The organism is Pelagibacterium sp. (assembly GCF_048264985.1).
Classification (GTDB): Bacteria; Pseudomonadota; Alphaproteobacteria; order Rhizobiales; family Devosiaceae; genus Pelagibacterium.
This window is the reverse complement of record NZ_JBLXCL010000004.1, coordinates 47,382-64,164: the sequence shown is the minus strand read 5'-3', so window position 1 is coordinate 64,164 and position 16,783 is coordinate 47,382. Positions and strand designations below refer to the sequence as shown.

Here is a 16,783-nt window from a genome sequence, read left to right as displayed (position 1 = left end):
TTCCCGGCATGCCAAACCTTTGGATATGTCCATGCCTTATGAACCATCTTCGCCCTGGGTCTTCGGTTACGGATCGCTCATCTGGCGGCCCGGGTTTGTGTTCGAGCGCGCCGAGCGGGCGTTGTTGCACGGGGTGCATCGGCGATTGTGCATCTATTCGCACCGGCACCGGGGCACAGAGGCGCGGCCGGGACTCGTTTTTGGGCTGGAACGGGGCGGTTCATGCGCCGGGATGGCGTTCAAGGTGGCCGCCAAGGACTGGCCAGAGGTGCGCGAATATCTGCGTGAGCGCGAACAGGTAACTGGGGTTTACCTCGAAACCCACCGGCCGGCCAAACTCGCCAATGGCGAAATCGTCGACACGCTAACCTTCGTTGCCGATCCCAAACATGCCCAATATGCGGGCCGGCTGTCGCTGGACGCGCAGTTTGCGCTGGTCGACGGCGCCGTTGGGGAAGCGGGGCCCAATGTCGAATACGTGGTCAACACGGCCCGGCATCTCAAAGAGATGGGGATTGCCGATCGGCAGGTTCAGGCGCTGGCGGCGATGATTGGCAAGAGCCGGAAACACGCCGAAGCGGGGTGACAGCGACCCGCAAAAGCCCAATGCGGACAATAGTGATGATTTTTGCCGCAATTGAGTGCACAGTGGGGCCACAATCGAATCCGAGGCATGATGGGGGATGCCAAGGATCAGTCCAACAAGATTGCCGCCGGCTGGCGGCGCGGTTCAGAGGCCGACTTTGCTCAGACGTTTGCTCGTGTCGACACTTCTTATGGCTGTTCCGGGCGCTGCGCCTGCCCTTTCCCAAACCTGCGATGCGCTGCAAGCCGGGCCCTCCGGTCGGGTGGTGGCTATTTCGGATGGCGATACCGTCGATCTCGATACCGGCCTGACCGTGCGGCTGGTGGGCATTCAGGCGCCCAAACTGCCCCTGGGGCGCGATGGGTTCGAGGCCTGGCCGTTGGGCGATGAGGCCAAAGCAGCCATCGAAGACCTTGTTATGGGCCGGGACGTCACCCTTTATTATGGCGGGGAGAACCGCGACCGGCACGGGCGGGCGCTGGCCCATGTTGTCGTTGAGCGGAACGGGACGGAAATCTGGGTGCAGGCGGAAATGCTGCGTCTGGGGCTGGCGCGTGTCTATTCCTTTCCCGACAACCGATCATGTCTGGATGTGCTTTACGCCGCCGAAGCTCAGGGCCGTGCCGATCGGCTGGGAATCTGGCGCGACCCCTATTACGCGATCCGCGATGGCGGCGATCATCAGGCGCTGCTCGAACGCGAGGGTGGCTATGAGCTGGTCGAAGGGCGCGTGCTGAACGCCGAGCGGGTGGGCAGCAGGGTCTATCTCAATTTCGGGCGCGTGTGGCGCGAAGATTTTACCGCTGTGATTGAGAGCGCGGGATTGCGGGTCTTCGAGCAAGCGGGTATCGATCCGCTTGGATTCGACAATGCAGTGATCCGGGTTCGCGGCTGGATTGAAAGCGCTGACGGGCCGCGTATCGATATTACCCATCCCGAACAGATCGAGGTTCTGGCAAGGCCATGAGCGAGAGGACACTGACACGTCGCGCCTTTCTGTCGGGCACGAGCCTTGTGCTTGTGGGTTCGGTCGCAGGGTGTTCGGGGCTGATCGGCGGATCGGATATCGCCACGCGCCAGACCGGTGGCTCGGCCCCGGCCGTGCCCGCAGGCACCGACCCTGAAGATGCAGTGATCGGGCTGCGCGAGCATCCACGCATCATTGCCTCATATGGCGGGGTGTATGAGCACCGGGCCACTGAGCTGATGCTGGCGCGCATGGTCTCAAAGCTGCTTGCCGCGGCCGGCCAGCCGGCCACCCAGTTCACGATCACAATCCTCGATTCATCCGAGGTCAATGCTTTCGCCCTGCCCGGCGGTTTCATCTATGTGACGCGCGGCATTCTGGCGCTGGCCAACGACATGAGCGAACTGGCGGCGGTCATCGCCCACGAAATTGCCCACGTGACGCTGCGCCATGCGCGCGCCCGCTCGGCGCGGGTGCGGACGACGGAAATCGTCGATCGTGTGATAACCGGTGTTTTGGGCGGAGTGCTCGATCCCAATGCGACGGCTGAACGCTCGGCGCAGAACCTTGCCGCCTTTTCCCAGAACCAGGAGCTCGAGGCCGATCGCGAAGGCATCAAAATTTCCGCTCGGGCCGGATACGATCCGCATGCGGCAGCCCGGTTCCTCACGGCCATGGGCCGGTTTGCACAGTTCGTCAGCGCTTCGAACGGCGGTGAGGATTTCCTGTCCTCGCACCCCTCGACCCCCGACCGGATCCAGCGTGCGATCAATGAAGCGCGCAATTATGGCGAGCCGGGCGTCGGAATTACCGACCGGCAGGGCTATCTTTCGGCAGTGGACGGGATCACGTTTGGCGATTCCAGCAAGCAGGGCGCCATTGTCGGCCAGCGCTATATCTCGCCGCAATACCGACTGACCTTCACCGTGCCGTCCGACTATGCGCTGCAGATGTCGAACCAGGCCGTTGTGGCGGTGGCCGGCGATGGCGCTGCGCTGCGTTTTGACAGCGCGCAGGTGCCCTCCTCGACATCGCTTGCCGACTATCTGCGTTCGGGCTGGATCGCCGGCTTGCAGCCTGAAACCGTGACCACGCGCTCTATCAACGGCATCGAGACGGCGACGGGGCGGGCAAGGACCGATGAATGGTTCTTCGATGTGACTGTGGCGCGTGTCGACAATGCAGTGTTCCGGTTCATTTTTGCCGGACGCGAGGACAGCGCAGGGTTCCGCAACGCCGCGCAGCAGACAATCGAAAGCCTGCGCCGGACCCAGCAGAGCGATCTCGCAGCCATCCGCAGCATCAAGCTCGGCCTGGTGCGGGCGGCCGGTAGCGATAATGCCGATACGCTGGCCCAGCGCATGCCCCAACTCAATCGCGGACGCGAGCTGTTCTTGGTGCTCAACAATCTGCTGCCTGGCGATCCGGTCGAATCGGGTGGATCGTACAAGATCGTGCGGGTCGACTAAGGGTTTTGAGATTTCAAGCAAGCGTCCGAAGGGTCTTGCCTGGCGCAAAGGGTCAGCTTGATGGATACGCACAAAAAAGGCCGGTCGATGGGACCGGCCTTTTTTTTGACTAGAGGCGCTGCCAATTAGGCTGCGGCTTCCTCGGCGTCGGCTGCGTCGGACTTGCCGCGACGCGGGCTTTTAGCCAGATTCTTGGTGATGAGCTTGACCGCTTCGGTGAGAGTGATCTTGTTCACCGATGCAATTTCGCGGCTCATGCGGTCCATGGCCTGCTCGAAGAGCTGGCGTTCGGAATAGGACTGCTCGGGCTGTTCTTCCGAACGGTACAGGTCGCGGACCACTTCGGAGATCGCAATGAGATCGCCGGAGTTGATCTTTGCCTCATATTCCTGAGCGCGGCGGCTCCACATGGTGCGCTTGACGCGGGCGCGACCGGTGACGGTATCGAGCGCCTTGGTAACTTCTTCGGGTTCGGCCAATTTGCGCATGCCCACAGAATTGATTTTGGCAACGGGTACGCGCAGCGTCAGCTTGTCCTGTTCAAAGCCGATGACAAACAGCTCCAGCGTAAGTCCTGCGACTTCCTGTTCCTCGATGGAATGGATGAGGCCAACACCGTGAGCGGGATAAACGACATACTCGCCGGTCTTGAAGCCCGCGCGCTGCGTGGTCTTTTTAGTTGCCATATTGGCTACTCCTGTTGACGCCGTGATGGACGCGCTCATTGCGGCAGACGCGTCTCAATCTCTACTTTGCGTGATCCCTTGAGGATCATTTTTCAGTCGCACAACTCTCCCGGCCGGTTCCGCTGATTTCCGGTCAGTTCGTTTGGAGATCGTGGCTTGTTTCATAAAAAAGTGCCCTAGTGGGCACGGGTTAGCGTGAGGGCTGTTGCAACTGGTTGTGGACACAATACCACAGTTGAGTGACAAAATCAAAAGTTACGAATCAACCACTTGGCGGCGCCTATTCCGATGGCGCTCCGCTTGCAACGTCATATGGTAAGTGAGGCTGTCTTTTTCAAGCCAGCCGGCTGTTGACGGCCCGAAACGGGCCACAGCTGATTTGTTGCGGGCGGTCTATGGCCAAGGATAATCGGCTGTCTCGATCCCCAGCGCCTCGAGCAGAGCAGCAACTTCGCGGCGGTTTTCGACGACGTCGGGAATGTCGATGGCGCGGCGTTCGCCAACCTCGGATGCGGTAAAGGGCACGTAAGGGTCGGGCAGGGACGAGCCGGCCCAGGTTTCCATGACGTAATTCATCACAGCGGCGATTTCGCTGTCCGAAAGGCCCGAGCCAACGACGCCGGGCACGTGCATGAGATAGGTCCGACCTTCGTCGATACCGGTGAACGCGCCCACCATGCCATTGAAATCGGCAATGCCGGCGGCGGGGGCACCCGATCCGTTCATGCCGTGGCAGCCAGCGCAGCGCAGGACATAGTTGGTGTGCGGTGTGTGCTCCTGTGCCCGTGCGAAATCGTTCAGGCCGAGAACGCAAACAAGGGAAAAGACCAGAGCGCGCTTCACTCGCTGCCCTCACGCATGGCCCGCAAATTGGCATGGGACGGCGGCGCCTCGCGCACCGATGCGACAGTGGCTGCGTCCAGCGCCAAATCGGTGTCGTTGACAGTTGTCAGCAAGTAGGTGCCAAGCGCTGCGATTTCAGCGTCACCGAGATGAGCGTGGGGTGGCATGACCAGTCCCGCATAGGTTTGGCCCCTGACGTTGATGGTGCCGGCGAGGCCGGAAACAATGACCCCGGCAAGATAGGTGGGCGCGGCGTCGCCGAGCGTTTCATATAATGCGGGGTCGTTGATTGGCGGGGCTAGGCCGGGGACGCCGGAGCCGTCGGGCATATGACAGGCGCCACAGATGGCACCGAACCGGCCAGCGGTGTCGTCCTGGGCAAATCCCGGCACTGCAAGAAGCAGCGCCGGGACCAGGGTCAGGATGGCCAGCCGCATCACTCGGCAAGCCCCACGACGATGGCGACAGTGCAGTGGTAGCCCTTGGAAGCGTTGGCCATGCACCAATTGATGTCGTTGTACAGGCCCATGCGATAACCGGGCCGTTCGCCTTCGGAGGTGAAGCAGAACGAGCCTGAACACGATGCCTTGCCGCAGCAATCATTGTAGGAAACCAGGTAATCCCTGCCGTCATTGGGGTTGGCGCAGGTGCCGACCCAGGCGACAGAAGAGGCTTCCGAACCCGGCGGGCACTGGTCGATGGCGCCGCCGCAATCGTTGCAAAGATTGCCGTCAAGCGCACAATAGCGCCAGTATTCGCAATCTGTCTGGTCCCCGTCGGGCGAGGCGCCTTCCTGACCGAAGGCCATGCCAAAATTGCGGTCATAGGGCAGCATCGGCAGCATCGTGCCGCCGACGACACCGCCTACGACGGCAGCGCCCGCCTTGGAGAGAAAATTACGCCTGCCAGTCTGCTGTGCGACCTGGCGAGCTGAGTTTTCGGCCCGTTTGTCCATCCAGGCCAGAAGAGAGTCGATCAAACCATTCATATCTATTGCTCCCTGAAGCGCTTTCAGTTGGTGGCCGGAATTGGGGCGTCGAGGTAGTTCTGGATCGAGCCGACGCCCATTTCGGAGGCGTTGAACAGGCTCTCGAGCTGCTCGCGATTGTTGATCAGGCCCTTGGATTTGATCGTCCCGTTCTCATCGAACAGCACTGCGAAGGGCAGACGCGAAACGCGGTAGGCCAAGCCCAGCTCTGTGGAGACGACATAGGGGAAGTCGTTGAGCTTGGCGGTGTCGATAAACCGCTTTTGCTTGTCCAGATCGCCATCGCTGGCCAGGACAACATCGAGCCAGCCGCTTTCGTCGGTTTTCACCGAACGCAGGATGGGCAGCAGCTTCTTGCAAACCGGGCATGTTGGCGAGAGGAAAAAGACAAGTGTCGAACGGCTTGGCTTGGGGCCGATGGTGACGGCCCCACCATTGAGATTGGGCAGTGTGTAGACCGGGGTGGTGTCGCCGATCTTGGGTCCGGAATCATTGACCAGAGCGCCCATCGGGGACACGCGCTCGAACAGCACGCCAATCTGGCGGGCCAGGGCAAAGACGACGACGATCAGGGCGAGGACGATCACCCAGAGGACGCCTACGGCAAATATCAGTGCATTCATGTCATCCATCCAAAAATGTTGGCGCAATCAGCGCTTGAGCGAAAAGCGCGCGGCATTGGCCAGAAGCTGTTCGACGGCGATAAACCCAATCCAGAGCGTGAACCCGGCTCCGATCGCGGCAATTGCCCCTTCGAGATTGAGCGTGATGGGTGCAAAAAGCGCGCTGGCCACAAGTGCGGCAATCGCGATGTTGCGTCCGATCAGCGACCAGGACAGCGGTTGGGCTGCGCCACCGCAGCCACATTCGATCCGGTCGCGGCCTCTTTGGAGATTGATGGCCATGCCGCCCGCGTAACCAAGCAGCAGTGCCATGGCGATAACGGCCCCGAAAGGCGCTCCGCCGGGCAGTAGAAAGGCCAGTACGACTGCGGTTTCCGCAGCGACGATTGCCGCGGATACCGGCCGAACCAGAGGCTCGGGCACCAATTGGTAATCGGCGACAAAGCCGGTGAACTCGGTGAAATCGGCCAATTTGTGCCAGGCGGCGCGGGCAAAAAGCAACGCTGTAAACGCGCCAGCCGTGCCCGCGAGCAGGGTCATGAAATCAGCGCCGTTCATTGAGCCACCGAGACCACTGTTGCCCAGCCGCGCGAATCTGTGGAGGTCTCGTGCTTGAGAACGAATTTGGCGTCGGGGTCGGACGAGAAGATTTCAAGAGTGCCTTCGTGCTCATTGACTGCGTAGAGCTTGGGGGCCTCTTCATCGGTGGCCGAGAGGGATATCACGCCTTCGACATGAGTGCGGTAGAGCACGGTGTCTTCAGACACATCGTAAGCCCAGATTTCCTCAGACGCGTTCTTGTGCGAGCCGTCATAGGGGTCTGCATGCATCGCCACGAACAGGATGTCTGCCGTCGGGCTGTAGGCAAAAAGATCATAACCGCCCGGTGCCCAGTCTTCATCGACACCATCGGTAATCGAAACCATGTCGAGCAGGGCAATGGCTTCCCCGCTGTCATCGAGGGTGATGAGATCGCCATTGTATGTGATGAAGGCCAGAGCCTCACCAATACGCTTGCCGGCAATGAAGATCGGGTTTTCATCGGGATCGAAGACCGGCTCGGAGCTCGAGCGGGACATTTCGCTTCCATCTTCCCCCAGATCGAAACTGGCAAAACTGCCATCGCCACAAGCAGTCGAAAAGCCGTTGCCTTCAAGCGTCGGGTAGACGCCGAAGCAGCCCGGCGTGGGCACTTCCTGGACAACTTCACCGGCCGCGACGTCGACAACTGTAACCGAGGTCGCGGGGGTGGCGTTCTGGACGTAAACCAGCGTGCCCGCGGCGTTCATTGCCAGGTAGGGCGTGTAAGCTGCAACCATGGCCGCCTTGGTCGGCAGGGCGATTTCAGAAGTGATCGAAAGCGTTGCCACATCATAGATTTCGAGCACGTGCTCGATATCGCCATGGGTGATGCGCTTCATGTAGGTGGACTGGCCGTAGGCCGTGGCGCCGTCGGGCGAGATCAGCATCTGCGACATTGAGCCGGTCGTAAGGTTGCCCTTGTAGGTCAAATCCTCGGCGGACCAGACCTGAAAGGCGCCTGCACCATCCCATGACTGAGCGTTCGAAATAACATTTGGCCCAGGATCGATCGTTTCCTTGACCGTAAGGGTCTCCGGAGCAATCGGCTCGGGCGCATCTGCGCTGTCCTGAGCGAAAGCTGGAATCGTCAGGGCAGTGCCTAGCGCAAGCGCCAGTAGATAGGGTTGCCTCACCATGCGGGTCTCCATCGCGTTCAATGGAGCAAGCTTAGGCAGGACGGAAGCGGGCGCGCTATCCAGTTTGAATCTGATAAATGACTAAATTTTGGGCAATTAAAATTGTTGACCAAAATGAGGGCGAGTGACTAGCATCGGGTCGGATCAATTCTGCGGTCGTCTTTTATGCTTGCCTACCATCATGCCGATTATGAGGATGCCTTCGAGCAGGAAACCGGGCTTGTGGGCTGGTCCCAGCATTATGACCAGATCGGCAGTGGCCGGTATTGGGGCAGCATTGATACGCTCGCCCTGCCGGGCATGACGGTTTACCGCGAGCGGATTGGGGTGCCCATTCTTCAGGAAACTGCAGGTCCGTGCGGGCGGTTGCTGTTTGCCATACCGCTGGGGGCCGATGGGAGCTGGCGAGTGGAAGCGAGCGCGCTGGCCAGCCGATCATTGATGATCGCGCCGGGCGGGCAGGAGGTTGTCATCGCCGGCAGCGCGCCGTCCGACCTTTTGATCGTCAGCGCGGAGGCCGAGCTGTTTGCTGCGCATTTGCCCAATGTCGATTTTTTCGATCCGGCGACCGTCGAGCGGTGTGAACAGGTGCAAGGGTTCACCGACTGGCTGTTGTCACTGTTCGACGCGCATCGGTGTGGACGGGCGCCGCAAGGGCCGCAATATGATCGGGTGCTGACCGGTATGCTGCACGATTGCCTTGTTGGGCTGACGGTCCACGCCAAAAGTTGCGAACCGCCAGACTATCCGGAAGCGGCCAGTCAATATCGGCTATTGCGCGACTTTATCGCTAGCCAGGCCGGTGAGCCGCTATCGGTGGGGGAGATGGCGCAGGCCATCGGAATGGAGCCGGCCCGACTGCGGGTGCTGTTCCGGCAGGTGACCGGGCTTTCGCCAAGCGAATGGTCGCGGCTCAAGCGCCTTGAGGCTGTGCGGCGCGACCTCTGCGATTGCCCGGAGGCAGGGCGAACGGTTTCGGACGTCGCCATGAATTGGGGTTTTTGGCATCTGGGCCGGTTTGCCCAGTATTATGCAGCCATGTTCGGGGAGACGCCCTCAGAAACACTGGCGCGGCGCCGGTATGGTTGAGGTTGCCCCAGCCGGGCCGAGCCTCAATCGCCTTCGCCGGGCTCCTCGGAGAAGAATTTTTCAAACTTGCCTTCGACGCCATCCATATCTTTGGCTTCGGGCAACTCGTCGCGCTTTTCGGTCAGGTTGGGCCAGACCGATGCGAACTTGGTGTTGATTTCGAGCCATTTGTCGAGCCCGGGCTCGGTATCGGGCTTGATAGCGTCGGCCGGACATTCGGGCTCGCACACGCCGCAGTCAATGCACTCGTCTGGGTGAATGACCAGCATGTTTTCACCTTCGTAAAAACAGTCGACCGGGCAGACTTCCACGCAGTCGGTGTATTTGCACTTGATGCAATTGTCGGTGACGACATAGGTCATAAAGCAATCCTGATAGCTGGCGAGTGTGAGGAAATGGCCAAGCGCATGCTTGCTAAACCGTTTTGACGTGGCTTTCAAGGCGTTGGCTTGCCAAGAAAGCCCAGCAAAAGCGATCAGGTTTCCGGTTTTGCCGGCGCGGGCAGATTGTCGTTTCCTTCAACGCACGGCGAGGGCTCATTTGCTAGCCAAATGGCTTGCGCGGGGGAAAATCGGGGGCTGGCGGGTGCTGCGGCACCTGGGGTGAAATGTCTTCGTAAAGGGTCATGGCCAGGCTTGCCGGGCCGCGGCGATCGGCAAGGCCAATGATGCGCAGAACCCGCAGGCGGGTATGGATCTGCAAAGTGAGTCCATCTCCGGGACCAACCCTGCGGTCGCTGGCCAGAACGCGCTGCCCATTGACCCTGACCGCGCCGGATTCGATCAACTTCTGGGCAAGCGTGCGGGTTTTTGCGATGCGGGCATGCCAAAGCCATTTGTCGAGACGCTGACGGTTCGGCGCCTCGACAATCATTGTGCCTATTTGCGGGTCTTGAGCGCCGCAAGCGCTGCGAAGGGCGAATCGGGATCGATCGGCTTTTCGCGGCGTTCGGGACGGGGGCGATCATTGCCCCGATTGTCCTGATGGGGTGTTTTGCCCGGATGACCGGGTTTGCCACCCTTGCCCTTGAAGCGCTGCTGTCCGTCTGGCCGGGGGGCGCGGTTGTTCTCGCGCTTGCCGCGCTCGGGGCGGGTGCGTTCGGGACGGCGGCCCGCAGGGAACCACACCTCGTCGAATTCGGGCTCAGCGGGTGCTTCGGGTTGAGCTTCCGTCGCAACAGGGACCGGGTCAGCGTCGGCCGTCGCCTCGGGAGCAGGGGCCGGCTCGGCCACCACGGCCTCGGTGACAGCATCTGCCGGCGCGCCTTCGAGCGCGGCTTCTGCGACGGCGGTTTCGGCGATTGGCGCGTCAGTCTGTGCCTGTAGCTGCGGTATGTCTGTTGATGCAGCCGTTTCCATCGGCTGGGCATCGGGCGCCGGCGTTTGTTCCGGTGCCTTGGGCGTGCGGCGCAGACGATAGCCAAGCGACTTCAGAATCGAAGCGAAATCTTCGCCAGCGCAACCGAGAAGCGATGTCATCTCGACTGTGACGCGGAACCCATTGGCTTCGGCAGCGCCTTCGGGCGGAGGGGTGTCGACGGGGCGGTTGGCATCATAGGCCACGAGCGGGCGGATGATGTCGGCAAGCCGCTCAAGAATATCGACGCGGACTATGCGCTCGCCAGCGACTTTGAACCCGGCAACTTCGTACAGGCGCCGGTCGAAATTTGTGTCGATGGGAAACGAGGTGCGGCCCGACAGGATGATGTGGGGCAGTTCCGAGACGCCAGGCTGGCGCACACCACCATGCTTGAGGGCCCACAGGATCAGCGCCAGCTCGCGCGGTGCGGGCTTGAGCGTGAGGGGCAGGTAGATGTGGTGGGCACCGAATTTGACGCCGAGCTTGCGCAGCTTGGCGCGGGTGTCCTGGTCGAGACCTTTGACCTCATCGGCGATTTCTGGCCGCGCGATGATCCCCAGGTTTTCCGCCAGCCGGAAGGCGATGCCGCGCGCGGCGCCGTCGAGATCGACCGGTTCAAGCAGGGCAACAACCTGTTCGAGCTGGGTGTTGATGTGGTGACGCAGCCAGAGCGATAGCCTGTCTTCGACCTTTTCCAGATCGGGGCCTGAAAGGCTTTCGTCGGCCAAAATGATGATGCGCGGTGCAAAAAGTGTCGCGCCTTCGGCCAATTCTGCAACCACTTCGCCGCGCCAACGGACAACGCCATCGGTGGCGAGGACGAACTCCTCATTGGGCGCGCCGGCCAGGCGGTCTGCGCGCTTGGCGATTTCCGGGGCGACGACCGAGGCGGCCGCAGTACGCAGGTTTTTCGAATCGGCTTCGCCGTCGATGCGTGAGAGCGTGAATCGGAACCCTTCGATCGTGCCGATGACATGGCCCTCGATCGCAAGTTCGCCTTTTTCGGTGATTTCTGGTGATACCATCTGCTTGTCTCTAAGATGACGCATCAGCACACTGGTCCGCCGGTCGACGAAACGCTGAATCAGCTTTTCGTGCAGGGCGTCGGACAAAGCGTCCTCGATCGCTCGGGTCGTTTTCTGCCAGTGAGTGGGGTCTTCCAGCCAGTTCCTGCGGTTAGAAATGAAAGTCCAGGTCCGAATCTGGCGGATCCGGTTGGACAGCGTATCGATGTCGCCAACCGTATTGTCGCAGAACCGGACCTGCTCGGCAATCCAATCAGCGTCTATCCTTCCAGCTAATGCGAGCCCTGAAAAGATGCGCGTGACGATTTCGCCATGCGCGGCTGGAGATATGTCACGGAAATCGGGAATTTGACAGCATGACCAGGCCATTTCGACTCTTTCGCGCGATGTGGCCAATTGGCCCTCTTCGCGTCGAAGGAGAAATTCGAGGGCTCTTTGGTCGGTGGCGATGGGCACGCGGGTGAGCGCCGGATGCTGGGGAACGGCTTCGAGACTGGCCAGAAGCGCCGGCAGCGAAGAAAAATCGAGATCGCGGCTGCGCCATTGAAGCTGTTTGATCGGCGCGAAATCGTGGGCTTCGAGTGCGGCGATAACTTCGTCGTCGAACGGGTCGGTACCGCCGGTGACACCGAAGGTGCCATCGCGCATGTGGCGCCCGGCGCGCCCGGCTATCTGGCCGATTTCGGCCGGAATCAAAGGCCGGAACTGGCGGCCGTCATACTTGGAATCCGAGGCGAAGGCGACGTGGGACACATCGAGATTGAGCCCCATGCCGATCGCGTCGGTGGCAACGAGAAACTCAACATCGCCGTTTTGGAACAGATCGACCTGGGCGTTGCGGGTGCGCGGGGAGAGCGACCCCATGACAACGGCGGCGCCCCCTCTTTCCCGGCGCAGCAATTCGGCGATGGCGTAAACCTCGCTGGCTGAAAAGGCGACGATCGCCGAGCGGCGGGGCAGACGGGAAATTTTGCGCGATCCGGCCCAGGTCAGCTGCGAAAAGCGGGGGCGGAAGGTGATATCTGCATGGGGCAGGAGCCGGCGGATCACCGGTTCCATTGTTTGCGCACCCAGAATCAGGGTCTCGGCGCGCCCTCTTGCGTGCAACAGGCGGTCGGTGAAAACGTGGCCCCTGTCAAAATCTGTAGCTGTCTGGATTTCGTCGATGGCGAGGAAGTCGACCATCATGTCGGTGGGCATGGCCTCGACGGTAGCGACCCAGTAGCGGGCGGCCTTGGGCACTATGCGCTCTTCGCCGGTGACCAGCGCCACTACCGATTCGCCGACCCGTTCAACAACCCGATTATAAACCTCACGGGCCAGAAGACGCAGCGGCAGGCCGATGACGCCTGAGCGATAAGCCAGCATGCGCTCGATGGCATAATGGGTCTTGCCGGTATTGGTGGGGCCGAGCACGGCCTTGACGGCCTGAGATGGAATTGAGGTCATCGGCTCTGGGGTTAAGGGCAAAGGAGATAGAGGTTTTGATGCGCAAGGTGGTGTATCAAAGCGGGAAAGGCAATGGCCGACGGCCCGGCAAATTTAACATTTCGAACGAAAGCGGAACAAATGCGAACCGAATCGGGGAGCGTGCGTGAGTCCTGATTTGTTCTCTACAGGATGTTGTGGCGGTGTTGGGCGATGTGCCACTAGGGCTCACCGGACCCGGTCTGGGGGGATGAAAAACGCGCCAAATCCGTTCACCTTGGTTGCCAAAGCGTTAACGCAGGCGGAATCGGCGTGTTTGCTTACGATACGTTAAGATGAAATTTTCTGCCGGTCGGACGCCATTAAGGCGGGGATGCTGGCTTGCCGGCCCCAAATTTCTTCAATCTTGACGAAAAAGATTTTGACCGTCCCGAAATGGGACGACGATGTGATCGACCGGGAGCGGCCATGAGCGCAAATTTTGTCGTGATTTCAGGATGTTCTGGCGGTGGGAAGTCGACATTGCTCGCCGAACTGGAAGCGCGCGGTTTTGCAGTTGTGCCTGAACCGGGGCGCAGGATCGTTGCCGACGAACTGGCGGGAGGCGGGCATGCATTGCCCTGGGTCGATATGGCTGGTTTTGCGCGACGCGCGATGGCACTGGCGCTCGAAGATCGTGCGCGCATGGCCGGCGAAACCGGGCTCGTGTTTTTCGACAGGGGTTTGGTTGATGCCGCAGTGGCTTTGGGAACCGACGAGGCGATGGCGCAAGCCGGGCTTCACCGCTATCACGACCAGGTCTTCATGACGCCGCCCTGGCCGGAAATATTTGTCACCGATGGTGAGCGTCGCCACGGGTTCGAGGATAGCGTTGCCGAGTATGATCGTTTGTGCGGCGTTTATCCTCAGCTGGGATATCAAATCCGCGAAATCGGACGGATGGGCGTTGGTGCGCGGGCCGACTTCGTGCTCGACGCGCTTGGACACTATTGAACCGGCGCGGTGCTGCGGTGCGCGCATCTCAATTATGCGCAATCTTTGACTGACAGAGGTGGCGATTGCCGATAGGCGATGTTGCGGCTTGTTAAAGCCGGGCCAGACAATCGTATGCCCGTAATCCGGAGATGGCGCATGGCAACGACACCTCTCTACGCCTCGCCGTCCGCAAGAATCGGACAAGGCATTGCCTTGGCGTTTGCCGCCTTTGCCGTTTACGCCTGGAGCGATGGTTTCGTCAAAATTATCGAAGGCGGCATAAACCCCATCGAGATCGCGTTTTTCGGTGCTGCGTTCGGGCTTGCAGCATTCCCGTTTCTCAAGAAAGACGGTGACACATGGAGCGATGCCGTGCGCACAACCAATCGTCCGTTGTGGATGGTGCGTTTCATCGCTTCGGGGTTCGGGGCGATCGGCAGCGTTACGGCATTCAGCTATCTGCCAATGGCCGAGGCCTTTGCGCTGATCTTCTTGCTGCCCTCGTTCGTGACCATCATGTCCGTTGTGTTTTTGAAAGAACAGGTGGGCATCAAGCGCTGGAGCGCTGTCATTATCGGTTTTATCGGCGTGCTCATCATTTTGCGCCCCGGGTTTCGCGAACTTTCAATCGGGCATTTCGGGGCCATTGTCGGCGGGCTTAGCGGAGCAATTTCCATTGTGGTTTTCCGGGCAATGGGCGCGCGCGAAAAGAACATTTCACTCTACGGGGCCGGGGTTCTGGGGTGGCTGACCATATGCGGGGTTGGCATGATCCCGGTGTTTGTAATGCCGGCCGCCGAACAATGGATCTATCTGGCTGGATACGGGTTGCTGGCGGCGCTGGGCAATGTGCTCTTGATGCTGGCATCGGCGCGTGCGCCCGCGGCGATTGTAGGGCCGACCCAATACAGCCAGATGATATGGGCTTTGGTCATCGGCTATTTCTTTTTCAGCGAACGTGTCGATCTGCCGATGGTCGTGGGAATTATATTTATCGTTGGATCGGGGCTTTTGACCCTGATGCGCGAGCGCGAACGGGGTACGCCATTGCCGCCGTCGCTGGCCGCTGATCCGCAGTCCGGGGTGGCGATCAAGCCCGATAGCGCGTCTGACTGCTGACTGCAAAGAAATATTTGCAAAACTTATTTTGCAATATTAGGTTCGTTGGCAACTCAGCCAGCGAGGCCAGACAATGCGTGAACTGTCCAACATCGTTCCCGACCCCAAGGCGCTTAAAGCGCTCGCCCATCCCGACCGGCTGAAAATGCTCGGTATTCTGCGCATGGAAGGGCCGCAAACGGCGACGACGCTTGCTGCCAGGCTCGGTCTCAATTCGGGGGCGACTAGCTATCATTTGCGGCAATTGGCGCATCATGGGTTTATCGAGGCCGATCAGGAGCGAGGCAACAGGCGCGACAGGTGGTGGACGTCCAAGCACGACGCGACTGTGTTCGAACCCGCCGAAGCTGAACCCGGCGAAGCGCTCGATGCCACCATGGCGATGTTGCAATCGGTCGTCAGCCATCATGCGGCAGCCACGCAACGTGCCCATGACGATTTTCCCAATCTGCCCAAGGCGTGGCAAAAGGCACAGACCTTTTCAGATTACACAATTGCCATGTCCCCTGAGGCTGCGCTGGCGTTGATGACGGACATGCACACGCTGCTGGCGCGCGCCAAGGCCGAGGCGCCAGCGCCGGGCGAACAACTGCCCGAGGACTGGCGGCCCTACACTGTGCATCTGCATGGTTTTCCCTACAGCCCATTGGGCAGGGATGATGAGAAATGAAGGGCCGGCGGGATTTTTTCGCGCTTGTCATCGCGCAGATTTTTTCAATTTCCGGCACACGGCTTTCGGTGATTGCCATTCCCTGGCTGGTGTTGACGGTAACCGGCGATCCCATCATGACAGGGCTCGTCGTTTTTGCTGAAATGGCGCCCTATGTTTTGGCCAAGGCGCTGGCGGGACCGTTGATCGACAGGGTCGGACCACGACGGATTTCGATCCTGGGCGATGTTTTTGGCACTGTTGCCGTGGGAGCGATCCCCTTGCTTGCGATGCTTGATCTGCTCAGCATCGCAGTGCTGTTTCCCCTGGTTGTATTGGTCGGGGTGGTGCAAGGGCCGGCCGATGGCGCAAAACATGCGCTGGTGCCTCTTGTAGCGCGCCGGGCTGGCCTGCCCCTTGAGCGGGTGACCGGCGTGATCGGCACTATCGAGCGATTGGCCTCAATGGCCGGCGCCGGGGCAGCGGGGGCGCTGGTCGCGCTTGTCGGGCCAGCCATGGCGTTGAGTTTTAACGCGTTCACGCTCGGGTTTGCTGCGCTGATCCTGCTGGTCGGCGTGCGAAAGGCTACGCTGGTACAGAAAAAAACGTCAGCATCGGCGGCCAAGACAAGTTATGGCGCAGAACTCAAGGAGGGCTTTGACTTCCTGCGCGGCGACGCCGTTCTGGTCGGAATTGCGCTGATGGTCGCTGCAACCAATCTGCTCGATCAGGCCTATGCCGCGGTTCTTGTACCGGTCTGGGCGCAGCAGAGCGGGCGCGGGGCCGAGACGCTGGGGCTGGTTTTCGCGGTGATGTCGGGATTTTCGGTGCTGGGGGCCATGGTGGCAACGGCCCTGGGCGAAAAAATGCCACGGCTTCCGGTCTATGTCATAGCCTTCATGATCATCGGGTTTCCGCGGTTTGCGATGTTCGCATTCGACGCCCCACTGATGGGTATACTGATCACCCTGGCCGTCGGCGGGTTCGCATCGGGTTTTCTCAACCCGATCATCTCGGCGGTGATTCTCGAGCGCATCCCCGAACAGCTTGTGGGGCGCGTTTCATCGCTGGTCACGGCATCGGCCTGGGCCCTGATGCCGTTCGGCGGCATCTTCGGGGGCGCGCTGATTGCCGGGCTGGGGCTTTCGGCTGCGTTCTGGGTGGCGGGGCTGTGCTATCTTGTAATGACGCTGATGCCGCTAGTCTTCAAGAGCTTTCGCGGGTTTTCAGATCGGGAAGGGGAGCCGCGGCGAGTGTAG

18 protein-coding genes are annotated in these 16,783 nt (G+C 60.5%); 8 read left to right on the top strand and 10 right to left on the bottom strand.

The annotated features are described in order from the left end of the window. Positions 1-31 precede the first annotated feature (31 nt). The 3 genes from ACN0TA_RS13130 (at position 32) to ACN0TA_RS13120 (ending at position 3,022) form a co-directional block, all read left to right on the top strand. Positions 32-586: a gamma-glutamylcyclotransferase gene (locus tag ACN0TA_RS13130; protein ID WP_417583636.1), complete on the top strand. Its 555-nt coding sequence runs from the start codon at positions 32-34 to the stop codon at positions 584-586. 175 nt (positions 587-761) lie between these two features. Next, the gene (locus ACN0TA_RS13125) at positions 762-1,553 is read left to right on the top strand and encodes a thermonuclease family protein (protein ID WP_417583634.1); all 792 of its coding nucleotides are present in this window, start codon (positions 762-764) and stop codon (positions 1,551-1,553) included. Beyond that, the gene (locus tag ACN0TA_RS13120) at positions 1,550-3,022 is read left to right on the top strand and encodes a M48 family metalloprotease (RefSeq protein ID WP_417583632.1); all 1,473 of its coding nucleotides are present in this window, start codon (positions 1,550-1,552) and stop codon (positions 3,020-3,022) included. Before ACN0TA_RS13125 ends, ACN0TA_RS13120 begins: the two co-directional genes overlap by 4 nt. Before the next feature lie 125 nt (positions 3,023-3,147). Here ACN0TA_RS13120 and ACN0TA_RS13115 read toward each other — a convergent pair whose 3' ends face one another. The 7 genes from ACN0TA_RS13115 to ACN0TA_RS13085 form a co-directional block, all read right to left on the bottom strand. Further along, a complete protein-coding gene (locus ACN0TA_RS13115; protein ID WP_417583630.1) occupies positions 3,148-3,708 on the bottom strand; it encodes a CarD family transcriptional regulator in 561 nt (186 codons plus the stop codon). A gap of 393 nt (positions 3,709-4,101) precedes the next feature. Next, positions 4,102-4,551 carry a c-type cytochrome gene (locus ACN0TA_RS13110; protein WP_417583628.1) on the bottom strand — a complete coding sequence of 150 codons (450 nt, stop codon included), beginning with the start codon at positions 4,549-4,551 and terminating at the stop codon, positions 4,102-4,104. Continuing rightward, positions 4,548-4,988 (bottom strand): c-type cytochrome, encoded by a 441-nt coding sequence (locus ACN0TA_RS13105; protein WP_417583626.1) that lies wholly within the window; start codon positions 4,986-4,988, stop codon positions 4,548-4,550. The genes ACN0TA_RS13110 and ACN0TA_RS13105 overlap by 4 nt, the downstream gene beginning before the upstream one ends. Beyond that, on the bottom strand, positions 4,988-5,539 hold the full coding sequence (locus ACN0TA_RS13100; protein ID WP_417583624.1) for a methylamine dehydrogenase light chain: 552 nt from the start codon (positions 5,537-5,539) through the stop codon (positions 4,988-4,990). The genes ACN0TA_RS13105 and ACN0TA_RS13100 overlap by 1 nt, the downstream gene beginning before the upstream one ends. A gap of 23 nt (positions 5,540-5,562) precedes the next feature. Next, positions 5,563-6,162: a methylamine dehydrogenase accessory protein MauD gene (mauD, locus tag ACN0TA_RS13095; protein ID WP_417583622.1), complete on the bottom strand. Its 600-nt coding sequence runs from the start codon at positions 6,160-6,162 to the stop codon at positions 5,563-5,565. 27 nt (positions 6,163-6,189) lie between these two features. Continuing rightward, positions 6,190-6,720 (bottom strand): MauE/DoxX family redox-associated membrane protein, encoded by a 531-nt coding sequence (locus tag ACN0TA_RS13090; protein ID WP_417583620.1) that lies wholly within the window; start codon positions 6,718-6,720, stop codon positions 6,190-6,192. Next, complete coding sequence (locus ACN0TA_RS13085) at positions 6,717-7,880, bottom strand: amine dehydrogenase large subunit (protein WP_417583618.1); 1,164 nt, start codon at positions 7,878-7,880, stop codon at positions 6,717-6,719. The genes ACN0TA_RS13090 and ACN0TA_RS13085 overlap by 4 nt, the downstream gene beginning before the upstream one ends. A 165-nt stretch (positions 7,881-8,045) precedes the next feature. On the opposite strand from ACN0TA_RS13085, the gene ACN0TA_RS13080 reads away from it, so the two are divergent. Next, complete coding sequence (locus ACN0TA_RS13080) at positions 8,046-8,969, top strand: helix-turn-helix domain-containing protein (RefSeq protein WP_417583616.1); 924 nt, start codon at positions 8,046-8,048, stop codon at positions 8,967-8,969. A 23-nt stretch (positions 8,970-8,992) separates the two neighbouring features. Here the strand turns inward: ACN0TA_RS13080 and fdxA are convergent, their stop codons facing one another. The 3 genes from fdxA to ACN0TA_RS13065 form a co-directional block, all read right to left on the bottom strand. Beyond that, positions 8,993-9,331, bottom strand: a complete 339-nt coding sequence (fdxA, locus tag ACN0TA_RS13075) for a ferredoxin FdxA (protein ID WP_417583614.1) — start codon at positions 9,329-9,331, stop codon at positions 8,993-8,995. 181 nt (positions 9,332-9,512) lie between these two features. Continuing rightward, entirely contained in the window at positions 9,513-9,842 is a 330-nt protein-coding gene (locus ACN0TA_RS13070; protein WP_417583612.1) for an RNA-binding S4 domain-containing protein, read from the bottom strand. Positions 9,843-9,847: 5 nt separating this feature from the next. Further along, the gene (locus tag ACN0TA_RS13065) at positions 9,848-12,802 is read right to left on the bottom strand and encodes a helicase-related protein (RefSeq protein ID WP_417583610.1); all 2,955 of its coding nucleotides are present in this window, start codon (positions 12,800-12,802) and stop codon (positions 9,848-9,850) included. Between the two features lie 447 nt (positions 12,803-13,249). Between ACN0TA_RS13065 and ACN0TA_RS13060 the strand changes: the two genes are divergently transcribed. From ACN0TA_RS13060 to ACN0TA_RS13045, 4 genes are all read left to right on the top strand, one after another. After that, a complete protein-coding gene (locus tag ACN0TA_RS13060) occupies positions 13,250-13,774 on the top strand; it encodes an AAA family ATPase (RefSeq protein ID WP_417583608.1) in 525 nt (174 codons plus the stop codon). Positions 13,775-13,912: 138 nt separating this feature from the next. Next, positions 13,913-14,875, top strand: a complete 963-nt coding sequence (locus ACN0TA_RS13055; RefSeq protein WP_417583606.1) for a DMT family transporter — start codon at positions 13,913-13,915, stop codon at positions 14,873-14,875. A 73-nt stretch (positions 14,876-14,948) separates the two neighbouring features. Further along, positions 14,949-15,545, top strand: a complete 597-nt coding sequence (locus tag ACN0TA_RS13050; protein ID WP_417583604.1) for an ArsR/SmtB family transcription factor — start codon at positions 14,949-14,951, stop codon at positions 15,543-15,545. After that, positions 15,542-16,783 (top strand): MFS transporter, encoded by a 1,242-nt coding sequence (locus tag ACN0TA_RS13045; protein ID WP_417583602.1) that lies wholly within the window; start codon positions 15,542-15,544, stop codon positions 16,781-16,783. Before ACN0TA_RS13050 ends, ACN0TA_RS13045 begins: the two co-directional genes overlap by 4 nt.